This window comes from Siminovitchia sp. FSL H7-0308 (genome assembly GCF_037980985.1).
Taxonomy (GTDB): domain Bacteria; phylum Bacillota; class Bacilli; order Bacillales; family Bacillaceae_C; genus Siminovitchia; species Siminovitchia thermophila.
In genome coordinates, this window is the sequence record NZ_CP150282.1 from 1,454,684 (window position 1) to 1,466,823 (window position 12,140).

At 42.7% G+C, this 12,140-nt stretch carries 16 protein-coding genes; 14 read left to right on the top strand and 2 right to left on the bottom strand.

Annotated elements, in window-relative coordinates:
• The first annotated feature begins 44 nt into the window (after positions 1–44).
• The 5 genes from MHB50_RS06800 (at position 45) to MHB50_RS06820 (ending at position 4,904) form a co-directional block, all read left to right on the top strand.
• Positions 45–1,808, top strand: coding sequence for a penicillin-binding transpeptidase domain-containing protein (locus MHB50_RS06800; RefSeq protein WP_340085056.1), 1,764 nt, complete (start codon positions 45–47; stop codon positions 1,806–1,808).
• Positions 1,809–1,870: 62 nt separating this feature from the next.
• Positions 1,871–2,506: a YrrS family protein gene (locus MHB50_RS06805; protein WP_077110583.1), complete on the top strand. Its 636-nt coding sequence runs from the start codon at positions 1,871–1,873 to the stop codon at positions 2,504–2,506.
• A 22-nt stretch (positions 2,507–2,528) separates the two neighbouring features.
• On the top strand, positions 2,529–3,221 hold the full coding sequence (mtnN, locus tag MHB50_RS06810; RefSeq protein ID WP_077110585.1) for a 5'-methylthioadenosine/S-adenosylhomocysteine nucleosidase: 693 nt from the start codon (positions 2,529–2,531) through the stop codon (positions 3,219–3,221).
• A 768-nt stretch (positions 3,222–3,989) separates the two neighbouring features.
• Positions 3,990–4,724: an RNA polymerase sporulation sigma factor SigK gene (sigK, locus tag MHB50_RS06815; RefSeq protein ID WP_205179871.1), complete on the top strand. Its 735-nt coding sequence runs from the start codon at positions 3,990–3,992 to the stop codon at positions 4,722–4,724.
• Positions 4,725–4,745: 21 nt separating this feature from the next.
• Positions 4,746–4,904 carry a hypothetical protein gene (locus tag MHB50_RS06820; RefSeq protein ID WP_171973849.1) on the top strand — a complete coding sequence of 53 codons (159 nt, stop codon included), beginning with the start codon at positions 4,746–4,748 and terminating at the stop codon, positions 4,902–4,904.
• A gap of 46 nt (positions 4,905–4,950) precedes the next feature.
• On the opposite strand, the gene pssA is transcribed toward MHB50_RS06820, so the two are convergent.
• Positions 4,951–5,490 (bottom strand): CDP-diacylglycerol--serine O-phosphatidyltransferase, encoded by a 540-nt coding sequence (gene pssA / locus MHB50_RS06825; RefSeq protein WP_077110589.1) that lies wholly within the window; start codon positions 5,488–5,490, stop codon positions 4,951–4,953.
• Positions 5,491–5,588: 98 nt separating this feature from the next.
• On the opposite strand from pssA, the gene MHB50_RS06830 reads away from it, so the two are divergent.
• Complete coding sequence (locus MHB50_RS06830; protein WP_077110591.1) at positions 5,589–6,383, top strand: phosphatidylserine decarboxylase; 795 nt, start codon at positions 5,589–5,591, stop codon at positions 6,381–6,383.
• Between the two features lie 36 nt (positions 6,384–6,419).
• Here MHB50_RS06830 and MHB50_RS06835 read toward each other — a convergent pair whose 3' ends face one another.
• Positions 6,420–6,560, bottom strand: a complete 141-nt coding sequence (locus MHB50_RS06835; protein WP_077110593.1) for a sporulation histidine kinase inhibitor Sda — start codon at positions 6,558–6,560, stop codon at positions 6,420–6,422.
• Between the two features lie 335 nt (positions 6,561–6,895).
• Here MHB50_RS06835 and MHB50_RS06840 point away from each other — a divergent pair, with 335 nt between their 5' ends.
• The 8 genes from MHB50_RS06840 to MHB50_RS06875 all read left to right on the top strand — a co-directional run bounded on the left by MHB50_RS06840 (position 6,896) and on the right by MHB50_RS06875 (position 12,078).
• Positions 6,896–7,417: a YqeG family HAD IIIA-type phosphatase gene (locus tag MHB50_RS06840; RefSeq protein WP_077110595.1), complete on the top strand. Its 522-nt coding sequence runs from the start codon at positions 6,896–6,898 to the stop codon at positions 7,415–7,417.
• The gene (yqeH, locus tag MHB50_RS06845; RefSeq protein WP_340085057.1) at positions 7,399–8,520 is read left to right on the top strand and encodes a ribosome biogenesis GTPase YqeH; all 1,122 of its coding nucleotides are present in this window, start codon (positions 7,399–7,401) and stop codon (positions 8,518–8,520) included. Before MHB50_RS06840 ends, yqeH begins: the two co-directional genes overlap by 19 nt.
• 23 nt (positions 8,521–8,543) lie before the next feature.
• Positions 8,544–9,377 (top strand): shikimate dehydrogenase, encoded by an 834-nt coding sequence (gene aroE / locus MHB50_RS06850; RefSeq protein ID WP_340085305.1) that lies wholly within the window; start codon positions 8,544–8,546, stop codon positions 9,375–9,377.
• A gap of 1 nt (position 9,378) precedes the next feature.
• Entirely contained in the window at positions 9,379–9,672 is a 294-nt protein-coding gene (gene yhbY / locus MHB50_RS06855) for a ribosome assembly RNA-binding protein YhbY (protein ID WP_077110598.1), read from the top strand.
• 18 nt (positions 9,673–9,690) lie between these two features.
• Positions 9,691–10,263: a nicotinate-nucleotide adenylyltransferase gene (locus MHB50_RS06860; protein WP_077110600.1), complete on the top strand. Its 573-nt coding sequence runs from the start codon at positions 9,691–9,693 to the stop codon at positions 10,261–10,263.
• Positions 10,253–10,807 carry a bis(5'-nucleosyl)-tetraphosphatase (symmetrical) YqeK gene (gene yqeK / locus MHB50_RS06865; protein ID WP_339162802.1) on the top strand — a complete coding sequence of 185 codons (555 nt, stop codon included), beginning with the start codon at positions 10,253–10,255 and terminating at the stop codon, positions 10,805–10,807. The genes MHB50_RS06860 and yqeK overlap by 11 nt, the downstream gene beginning before the upstream one ends.
• Before the next feature lie 171 nt (positions 10,808–10,978).
• Positions 10,979–11,335 carry a ribosome silencing factor gene (gene rsfS, locus MHB50_RS06870; RefSeq protein ID WP_077110604.1) on the top strand — a complete coding sequence of 119 codons (357 nt, stop codon included), beginning with the start codon at positions 10,979–10,981 and terminating at the stop codon, positions 11,333–11,335.
• Entirely contained in the window at positions 11,332–12,078 is a 747-nt protein-coding gene (locus MHB50_RS06875) for a class I SAM-dependent methyltransferase (protein WP_340085058.1), read from the top strand. Before rsfS ends, MHB50_RS06875 begins: the two co-directional genes overlap by 4 nt.
• Positions 12,079–12,140: the final 62 nt, after the last annotated feature.

Below are 12,140 nucleotides of genomic sequence, written 5' to 3' on the forward strand. Positions count from 1 at the left end.
ATCACATGGATTCCGCGGCAACAATGGGGATGAGGTGCTGTACCATGAAAAAGCGGATTCTAGTCATTGTGATGGCCATACTTTTTATGTTTGCGGTTTTACTGGGAAGGCTTATGCAAATACAATTATTTCAAACGGAACATTTTTCAAAGCATCGTGTTAACCTGATCAGGGAAAGCGTAAAACAGAGGACGTTGGAGCTTGTGCTTGATGATGGACGGGGGCAATTCTTGGATTCGGAAGGAAGCCCGCTCTCGTTTGAAAAGAAAACCGTTCTCGTACTATTCCCTTTCATTAAAACACTTGATTGGAAAAGCGGGGAATTGGCCCGAATTTTAAATATTCCCCAAGCAGAACTTCAAAAGCAGGTGGAATATGCCGAGGAGCCGTTTGTGGCCGGATTGGAACAGCCGTACATTCTGACGGGAAAGCAAACAGAAAAAATTGAGCATTTGGATGTGCCGGGTGTTTTTGCCGTAGAAAAAAAATTCCCTGCTGAAAAACCGCTGGCTGCCCAGTTGATTGGCATTTACGGTGAAAATGAGGAAATGTTCCAAGAACGTTACCCTAAAAAAGATAGATCGAATGTAAAGCTTGGTTTGACCGGCTTACAGAAACAGTTTGATGAATTTTTACTTCCCGAGCGTGAATCAAAACTTGTCTATCATGTGGACGGGATTGGCCACCCATTATTCGGTATTCAAGTAAAATATACGGGAGACGGAAACCCTTTTTACCCTTTGCAAGTGAAAACAACGATTCGTCGCCCTTATCAGGAAAAGATAGAAGACTTGCTTGATTTGCACCATATTAAAAAAGGCGGAGCCATTTTGCTCGATGTCCAGACGAATGAAGTTTTAGCGGCGGCTTCGCGGCCACATATTGATCGTAAAACCCCTTTTTCTGATGAAGGCTCGGTGAACTGGATGTTTAAGCAGCTTATCCCTGGATCAGTATTTAAAACAGTCGTAGCGGCCGCTGCGATAGAAGAGGGGCTTGTTAACAAGGAAGAACTATATAATTGCAATGCGGGACTCAGAGGGGAAGCCGCAAGCAGACAACTGGGCAACTTGAATTTTGAGGACAGTTTTGCTCAAAGCTGCAATATTACATTTGCGGAACTGGCATGGAAATTGGTTAAAGAAGATCCCGAAAAATTAGAGGAGTATGCCGAAAAAATGGGTGCCATTGGTTCTGTTTCTTGGGAAGACCAACTTTTTCAGATGGAACATTTTCGGCAATTTGACCATGACAATGGAAGAGTTTTCGCAAATGAGGAGAGTAGACGTGATCGCAATTATGTTTTTCAAACTGGAATTGGCCAGCAGGAGGTTCGCTTAACACCCGTTTCGGTGGCAAACATGATGGCGACAATCGCCCGTGGAGGTCAAAAAATGGCCGTTAAGACTGCTTCCGAAATCCAATACGGAAATGGAACGGTGATGGCCACATTTGCTGAAAAAAAATTAAAAGGTAGAGAACTGTCCCCTTATACTGCCATGCAATTACAACAGCTTTTAAGAAAGGTTGTAACAGCAAAAAGCGGAACGGGGAATGTATTCCAAACTCTTGCTTATGAGGTGGCGGGTAAAAGCGGAACCGCTGAAACTGCCAGGGAGAAAGATGGCGAGCAGTTGCATCACAAATGGTTTGCGGGCTATTTTCCATTTAATAACCCGAAATATGCCCTTGTGGTTGTCAATTTGGATGTCCCTTCAGATGAAGGGGGGATCAATATGCTATTTGGTGATATCGTTTCGATGGTTTACGAGGAGAATAAAGCTCACTCTAATCTTTCAACCCAATAAAAATAATTCACGTATAACTCCGGTCATGATATGATATTGTCAACGAGAAACGGAGGGATACCATGCCGGTTGACTTTAATCAACGTTCACGCTCTGAACTCAGGGCGAAGAGAAGAAAGACAAACATCATTTTAAATACGCTTATCGCGATCGTAATAATTCTTATTCTAATTGTGGGCGGGAGAATTTTTTTCGGCGGGGACAACCCGAATGAACCGGATGTTGCTTCTAATCCGCCAGACTCGAAAAATACAGCTAAGCAAAAGAACAGTGATAAAAAAAATGAACCTGCAGAAGAAAATGAAGCGACAGAAGAAGAACCCGAGGAAGATCCTGAAGAGGAATCCGAAGAAATAATTGAAAAAGAAAGTGATGAACCAAACGTAGAAAAGGTCATCGTTGACCCGAGTTGGGAACCGGTCGGGACAGAACAGGCCAATGGCCATCAGCCATCGTTTAACAAAGGTACAGTGGATTGGAACGAGAAGTTGAATGCAGTTTCCTACGCTGTTAACATTCCGCAAGACAACATGATTCTTTGGTGGATTGAAGGTGGAGCTGACAGGCAAAATCAGGCTATCGCCACAGTGTCAGCCAAGGGCAGTGCGGATACATACAGGGTCTTGATTGAGTGGGTTGATGGTGAAGGCTGGAAGCCGACTGAAGTAAAAAAATTAATACAAAACGATAAGAAATAAGGACAGACGGGAGTATATTTCCATGAAAATAGGAATCATCGGGGCAATGGAAGAGGAAGTTGCCTTATTGCGAAAAAAAGTGGACAATGCAAAAACGGATGTGATCGGCGGTTTCGAATTTACGGAAGGCCTGCTGGCGGGAAAAGAGGCCGTCTTGTTAAAGTCGGGAATTGGAAAAGTAAATGCAGCCATGTCAGCTGCCATTTTATTAGAAAAATATAAGCCTGATGCAGTCATTAATACAGGGTCTGCTGGAGGATACAATCCGAACTTAAACATCGGAGACCTGGTCATATCAAACGAAGTGCGCCACCATGATGTGGATGCTACCGCCTTCGGTTATGAGTATGGACAGGTGCCGCGAATGCCTGCTGCTTTTAAAGCTGATCCGGCTTTAATGGAAGCGGCCCTAAAAGCATCAAAAAAAATAACGGGAATAACTACGGAACAAGGGCTGGTCGCAACCGGAGACTCGTTCATGAGCGACCCGGAAAAGGTAGAATTTGTCCGGGGGAAATTCCCAAATCTGCAGGCGGTTGAAATGGAAGGCGCCGCCATAGCACAAGCGGCTTTCCTATTTAACACGCCGTTTGTAATCATCCGGTCACTGTCTGACATCGCTGGAAAAAAATCTGAAATATCTTTTGATCAATTCATTGAAAGAGCATCGGCCAATTCCGCTGCACTCGTCATTGAAATGATCAAGCTTTTGTAAAAAGGAAATGGGGTTTGATCCAAAGGGGTCGCCCCGTTTTTTATTTTCTCTTTCGGGAGAAACCAAATAAGTATAGCGGCCAAAATGGAAGGTTATTCAGATAACTCATGATACTTGCCGATTCGATAAATATTATCCAAGTTGGTGTTGGTGCCGAACCCGGGAAGAAAACCCGGTGAATGGCTCAATAAGCTTGGTATATGATGCCTTAATCTCGAAGGACTTTTTGAAGAAAAGATCATCAACATTTGAAATGCGGTGGTGAACATGGGAGAGAATCCGGTGTGGTGGTTGGCTCGATAAGCTTGATATATGATGCTTCATCCTCGAAAAGAGACCGTAGAACCGATCATCAACATTTGGAATACGATGGTGAACATGGAGAGAATCCGGTGTGGTGGTTGGCTCGATAAGCTTGATATATGATGCTTCATCCTCGAAAAGAGACCGTAGAACCGATCATCAATATTTGGAATACGATCGTGAACATGGGGAGAGAAGCCTTTAAATGCTGCAATCTCGAATGGCCCCATAGAAAGCCACCAAAGGGAGTTCATGATGCCTCAGAACCAGTTTAGCTTGCCAAATATCCCCAAAGGGTTGACGATTGCCCATCCCATCAAATCGTATTGTAATGAGTCAAATTTTTTGCATCTAATGTTGTAAATGGATTGAACCTTGCCTTCAATCCTATTTTGCAAAGACAAGCAAGTGTCCCCATTTTTACACATATACTTCATGTAAGGCTTAAAAAATGGGGGTGAGGAATTGTCGGGAATCTTGACGGCAATCGGTCTGTTATGGAAAGAACTTATCTTTTTAGTGTCGTACGTAAAAAATAATGCATTTCCTCAGCCGCTTTCTCCTGAAGAAGAAAAAAAATATTTAAAAAAAATGGCAGAAGGAGATGAAGAAGCGCGAAACATACTAATAGAGCATAATCTGCGGCTTGTCGCCCATATCGTCAAAAAATTTGAAAATACAGGGGAAGACTCTGAGGACTTGATCTCAATCGGTACAATTGGCTTAATCAAGGCAATTGAAAGCTATTCCACCGGTAAAGGAACAAAATTGGCAACCTATGCAGCGCGCTGTATTGAGAATGAGATTCTAATGCATCTACGGGCGTTGAAAAAAACAAGAAAAGATGTATCGCTCCATGACCCCATTGGCCAAGACAAAGAGGGAAATGAAATTTCCTTAATGGATGTGTTAAAGTCTGACGCTGAAGACATTTTTGAAACGATACAGTTAAATATGGAGCTTGAAAAGGTAAAAGCATATATCGATGTTTTGGATGACAGGGAGAGAGAAGTTATTATTGGGCGCTTTGGTTTAAATCTGGAGAAGGAGCGGACGCAAAGGGAGATAGCAAAAGAACTGGGGATATCCAGGAGTTATGTATCTCGGATAGAAAAAAGAGCATTGATGAAAATGTTTCACGAATTTTACCGGGCAGAAAAAGATAAAATGAATCGGAGTAAAAAGAAAGATGATTCATAAGTAATGACGAGAGAAAGGGTGATGATGATTACAAATCATCCCAATAACGATCATTGCAGCGAATATCAGTTGGAAGTGGAACGGATGATTTATGAAGGGGGAGGCGTATTTGAGGATTTGCATATAAGGACAGCTCCCTCGTCTAAAGGCGGGAAGCCGCCGGAGCAAAAAAACGGATAACGCATGCTAAAAAGCCAGTTGCGCCTTATTATGCGCAGCTGGCTTTTTAGATTTTTTTCCAAGTAAATGTACTGACCATAAGCAGAGATAGTAAAAGAGTGATAAACAAGAATGCCGAAGGCGGCAAGTAGGGAGCGGCTAAAAAGCTTAATGTCAACAGGCAGCCCGCAGCAGTAATGGGCAACCCCGTAAAGTAGCCGTTGTTCTCGGTTAAGTTAAATCTTGCAAGGCGGAATGCGCCGCATCCAATGTAAAGTACCGTAAAAAATACACCCGGAAAACCAAACAAATGTAAAATTCCTTGGTATAATAACAAGGCGGGAGCAACACCAAACGAAATAATATCACTCATTGAATCGAGTTGTTTTCCCAGCTCCGATTCAATTTGCAGCTTTCTGGCAGCCATTCCATCAAAACGGTCGGCTAAAGCGGCGATAAAGATGAATACAAGGCTTAAGTGGAGTTGGCCGTTTATGCCGGCGATAATGGCAAATCCCCCAAGTCCTAAGTTAACCAGGGAAAGTAAGTTGGCAGTTTGGGATTTTAACTTCTTTATGGTATGATCGAGGACTTCAAATAAAAACAAGTTGATTCCTCCTTTTTTCATAAGCCTTTTTATTATATCATTATATGATTTCTAGAACGGAAAGTTAAGGAGAATTTTTTTGTCTGGAGGTATTTTTGTTGCGTGCGCGACTTTATCGGTTTTTTATTGAGTTGTCAAACGGGCCGTTGACTTCTAATGCACTTAAAAAGTTTTCATGTTCCCGGTTAAGCCGGCCATTCATAAAATCATATGCGAGGGTTTACCGGATTAATCATGAAGAAATAGCAGGAGATATTGGCCAATACCCGAATTTGCATGCTTTTTTCACAAGGAAGCTTAAAGAGACTGTACGTCCAATTGACGAGAGGCGTGACATCGTAACAAGTCCCGTTGATGGTGTGTTGGAGGAAGTCGGACTTATTCATCCAACGAAGGAGATGGTGGTAAAGGATAAAACATATTCCGTTGCCGAAATACTTGGGAGCCAAGAGAAAGCAGAAAAGTTTACTGGCGGCACTTTCATGATCATTTACTTGAGTCCTTCCCACTATCACCGCATACACAGTCCGGTGAATGGCAAAGTGGAGTCCGTTTATTCGAGAGGAAGCAAATCTTATCCGGTAAACCGGCTTGGGTTAAAATACGGCAAGTCGGCATTATCGAAAAATTATCGGGTCATTACAGAAATGACGACGGAAGGTGGGACGGTCGCCATAATAAAAGTAGGCGCCATGTTTATCAATTCAGTGGTGGTTACAAATAACAACAAAATTTGGCAAAAGGGGGAGGAAGTAGCTTATTTTTCGTTTGGATCGACGGTTATCTTGCTGTTTGAAAAAAACCGCTTTACATTGAGTGATGACATCAAACCGGCATCCGAGCTGAAAATGGGGGCTCCGATTGGACAAATTTATTCGGCTCATAATAATTAAGCACCTGAAAACAGGTGCTTAAACCTTTGAAGGGTTTCAACATGATATTTTTATTTGCGAAGCCAAGGAGCGCCGCTTGATTTCTGTTTCCATCAGCGTAATAAAATCACGATTTAAGTTTAACTTTTTTGCTTTAAAATACGTTTCGATCAATAGTTCATCTGACAACTTTTTCACCACTCCACCTCCCAGAGGAATTCAAGTTCTAAAGTTGTTATTTATGGAATACGCTGGTAAATTGTATGTTATATTCACTTTAACAAATAAAAGACGCTGGAACAAGCGTTCCTTTATCCACAATCAGTGGTGGATAAGTTGTTGTTAATTTGTTTATAAAAGATCGTAACCTTGTCAAAGATGCTTTCATTCTGTTTATAAAGTTACCCACAGTTTGAAGGTTGTATCTATTTGTCGAAAAGTTTCATTACTATTTTTCCGTTTGTTAAATTTTGAAAGATACACAAAGATTATATATGATGAACATATGAAAAGATGTAACGAGGTGCACGGATTTGTTAAAACTATTTTTACCAAACGAATATTTAAAAAGTATATTTCATTTACAGCCAGAAAAGCTGAAAGAGCAAGGTATAAAAGGAATTATTACGGATCTTGATAATACGCTTGTTGAATGGGACCGCCCAAACGCAACAGCGAGGCTTGTGGACTGGCTGGAAGAGATGAAAAGGCATAACATGAAAATAACAATTGTCTCGAATAATAATCAGGATCGTGTGAGGGCTTTTTCGGAGCCGCTCGATATACCGTTTATACATAGAGCAAGAAAGCCATTGGGCTCGGGATTTAGAAAGGCTGCAAGAGAAATGGGGTTATCCAAAGAAGAAACAGTCATCGTGGGAGACCAGCTATTGACGGATGTATTCGGAGGAAACCGCGCGGGTTTTTATACGATTTTGGTCGTTCCGGTAGCCCAGTCTGATGGATTTTTTACCCGCTTCAACAGAATGATTGAAAGAAAAATCATGGCGAATCTTAAGCGAAAAGGGCTGATTCAATGGGAGGAAGAAATGTGAATCATAGCAGTGAATTACATTGCATAGGCTGCGGAGCAGCCATCCAGACGGCGGAACCCGGAAAATTGGGCTATACGCCCCGTTCCGCATTGGAAAAGGAAGAAATCATCTGTCAAAGATGTTTCAGGTTAAGGCATTATAACGAGGTCCAAGATGTTTCACTAAATGATGATGATTTTCTCCAAATATTGCACGAACTAGGCAGAACAGACAGTTTAATTGTAAACATTATAGACATTTTTGATGTAAATGGAAGCTGGCTGCCGGGGCTGCAGAGATTTGTCGGAAATAACCCGGTCATCCTTATCGGAAACAAAGTTGATTTGCTGCCGAAATCAACAAATAAAGGGAAGCTGGCATCATGGTTGAAAAAAGAGGCGAAGGAAATGGGGCTGAATCCGATTGATGTTCTGCTTGTCAGTTCGGAAAAAGGATATCAAGTCAGGGAAGCAATAGAACGAATAGAGCAATTGCGGAATGGGAAAGACGTATACGTTGTCGGATGTACCAATGTAGGAAAATCGACTTTTATTAACCGCATTATTCAAGAAACGGCAGGACAAGAAAACGTGATTACTACCTCGCCAATTCCTGGTACTACCTTGGACATGATCAAGATTCCACTGGACGACGGCAAGCATCTCGTCGATACACCGGGTATCATAAATGACCATCAAATGGCCCACTTTATCAGTAAAGAAGATTTAAAGACCATTACGCCCAAAAAAGAAATTAAGGCGCGTGTTTATCAATTAAATGAACAACAGACCCTTTTCTTTGGGGGACTTGCCCGCCTTGATTATTTGAAGGGCGGACGACGGCCAATTGTCTGTTATTTGGCGAACAGCATAGACATTCACCGCACAAAACTTGAAAAAGCGGATCATTTGCATAAGGTTCATGCTGGGGGAATGTTGCAGCCGCCGGGAAAGGAAACATTAGATAACTTTCCTGAGCTTATTCGTCATGAATATAAAATCAAAGAAGAAAAAATGGATATCGTGTTTTCGGGCCTTGGCTGGGTCACTGTCAACGAAGGAGCGTTTGTCGCCGCATACGCTCCAAAAGGCGTTGGCGTCATGCTTCGAAAAGCGCTCATTTAAGTCGGGAGAGGAAGGAATGGATGTTGAAGAAATTATATGGGATTATCGGAGATCCGGTTCATCAATCATTATCGCCGCAAATGCATAATCAGGAATTTGAGAAATTGCGGATCCATGCTTATTATCATCCTTTTCGGATTGCCAAAGAAGATTTGGCGGTGGCCATCAAGGGAATGAAAGTAATGGGTGTTCAAGGATTCAATGTAACAGTTCCCCATAAGTTGGCGGTCATGCCGTTGCTTGATGAAATAGACCCGCTCGCGCAAAAAATCGGGGCTGTTAATACGGTTGTGCGAAAAGGCGAGAAATTTGTCGGGTATAACACGGACGGCATGGGCTTTGTCAGAGCGTTGCAAATGGATTGGAAAGAAGATTTGGCTGGAGAATCGGCACTTGTGATCGGGGCCGGGGGAGCGGCACAGGCTATTTACTTTTCGCTGCTTTCGGTCGGTGTCAAGCATATTGATATATGCAACAGGACGGTTGAAAAAGCGGAAGCAATGATTGATTCGAGCTCAAGTGATACAAGATCCCGCGCGCTGACCTTGGCAGAAGCAGAAGAGGAAATGGGGAACTACTCTTTCGTTATTCAGACGACCTCGATCGGGATGGCTTCAACCGAAGGTAAAAGCCCTGTTTCGCTTGACAGGTTAAATGCGGGTGCATTTGTTTCCGACATTATTTATAACCCGGGCCAAACGGAATTTTTAAAACAGGCAGCCCTAAAAGGGGCAAAGACGCAAAATGGGGTTGGGATGCTCGTCCATCAAGGAGTGCTCGCTTTTGAAAAATGGACAGGCATCACACCGGATGTCCAGCGGATGACCGAAGTTGTAACGGCACATATAGGAGGATAATATGTTAACAGGAAAACAAAAGAGGTTTTTACGATCAAAGGCACACCACCTTCAGCCTATTTTCCAGGTTGGAAAAGGTGGCGTCAATGAGAATATGGTCAAACAAATAAGTGAAGCATTGGAAGCCCGCGAATTGCTTAAAGTCAGCGTTTTGCAAAATTGTGAAGAAAACAAAGAAACGGTGGCGGCAGCTATTGTCAAGGGAACCGATGCCACGCTTGTTCAAGTGATTGGAAATGTCATCATTTTATATAAAGAATCGAAAGAACATAAAACGATAGAACTACCGGTTTAATTGGCAAAGGTGGACAGTATGAGCAGAAAAGTAGGGATCTTGGGAGGAACATTTGATCCGCCGCATTTAGGGCATTTAATTATCGCCAATGAAGCGCTTGATCAACTCGGGCTCGATGAAATAAAATTTATGCCAAATCAAGAACCTCCCCACAAAAAAAGAAATACGGGAACGAGTGCGACGGATCGCCTGAAGATGGTGGAACTTGCTATTGCGGATCACCAAAAGTTTTCATTGGAAAAGATCGAATTGGAACGCCGCGGGCGTTCATATACGTACGATACGATTAAAGAATTAAAGGAAAGAACTCCTGACGCTGACTTTTATTTTATTATCGGTGCCGACATGGTGGAGTATTTGCCAAACTGGTATAAAATTGATGAACTCGTCAAACTTGTTCGATTCGTCGGTACGAACCGCCCGCGTTTTCAGTTAGAAACACCGTACCCCATTCAAATTGTTGAAGTACCCAAAGTGGATATATCGTCCACTCTTATTCGCAATCGGGTAAAGGCGGGGAAATCTGTAAAATATTTATTGCCAGACAGTGTAATCCGATATATAGAGGAGAATCGGTTGTATGGATCGTGAAGAAGCATTACAAATCGTGAAGCAAAGAATATCAGGGCCGAGATTTGATCACACGGTACGGGTTCTGAAAACCGCATTGGACTTGGCGGTACAATACGGAGCGGATGAGAAAAAGACGGAAATCGCCGCTATTTTTCATGACTATGCGAAGCTCCAACCGATCAGTGAGTTAAAAAAAGTCATTCTGGAAAAAAAGCTTGATTCCCGATTGTTGGATTACCATTCGGAGTTGTGGCATGGTCCGGTGGCTGCATCCATCGTTCAAGAAGAGATGGGGATCCATGATAAAGATGTGATCAACGCCATCCGCTATCATACAACTGGACGAGCCGGCATGTCACTATTGGAAAAAATCATCTATTTGGCAGATTATATTGAGCCTGGACGCCAGTTTCCCGGATTGGATGAAGTCAGGGCCCTTGCTAAAACGGATTTGGATTTGGCATTAACAAAAGCAATTGGAAACACAATGAAATTTTTGATCGACCAATCGGCTCAAATCTTTCCTGATACATTAGAGGCATATAATGACATGGTAAAATAAAGTGAAACTTCATTCAGTAGGCGTTTTCTTCCAACTCCTACTGGATGTTAGTTGAACCAATCGGGCATTTAGGTGCCGTTTTCTCCCATTTAGACCTTTTGTATCAACTTAGGTCTTGAAGTAGGAGTATTACGGCACCTTACATGCGGGATAAAAGGAGGAATTCCCATTTTGAATGCAAAATCAATATTGAAAGCAACATTTAGAGCGGCGGAGAACAAGAAAGCGGAAGATATTGTTGTTTTGAATATGCAAGGTGTTTCGTTGATTGCCGATTATTTTCTTATTTGTCATGGCAGCTCGGAAAAACAGGTTCAAGCCATCGCCAAGGAAGTAGTCCACTCTGTCGAAGAATTGGGGTTGGACGTCAAAAAAGTAGAGGGTTTGGATGAAGCCCGCTGGGTCCTTATTGATATGGGGGATGTGGTAGCCCACATTTTCCATAGAGAGGAAAGAAGTTATTATAACTTGGAGCGCCTTTGGGGTGATGCGCCAATGGAAAACCTTCAAAGGGAAATCGCCCCGTGAGTTATGAACAATTCTCTTATATTTATGACCGCTTAATGACTGATGCTCCATATGACAAATGGGTTGAATATGTCCTCGACGAAAAAAGCCGGTTTCATGTTTCGGGAAACCGGCTGCTCGATGTGGCCTGCGGTACAGGGGAGTTATCCATCAGGCTGGTTAGGGAAGGATTTCAAGTAACGGGCGTTGATCTGTCCGACAGCATGTTGGTTGTGACTGCCTCCAAGGTAGCTGATAAAGGGATTCACTTGCCGTTGTTTCAGCAGGATATGAGCCAGTTGGAAGGATTGCCCACTTATGATTTCATCACGATTTTTTGTGATTCTTTAAACTACTTGGCTTCCGAAGATCAAGTGAAAGAGACGTTCAGGCGCATGTATAGTCATTTGGGGGATGGCGGGCTTTTGCTGTTCGATGTCCACTCTCCCTTCCAAATGCTTCACGGGTTTGCAAACAGGACATTTACATTAAATGAGGAGGATATTGCCTATATATGGCAATCTTATCCCGGAACGGCCCGCTATTCTGTTGAACATGAGCTTACTTTTTTTGTTTTGGATGATATGACGGGGCAATTCAACCGGATCGATGAATGGCATTATCAGCGGACATATCTAGTGAAACAGTACACTACATGGCTAAAAGAGGCCGGTTTTGATGTTCTTCGGGTAACAGCCGACTTTTCCGAGGACCCCCCGATAAAAACGTCTAAGCGGATCTTTTTTACATGCAGAAAAAAATAAGCATTGCCGATTGTTAAGCGGTCGGCATGCTTATCATGCGCTAAGGTCATTGGCAACAAGTG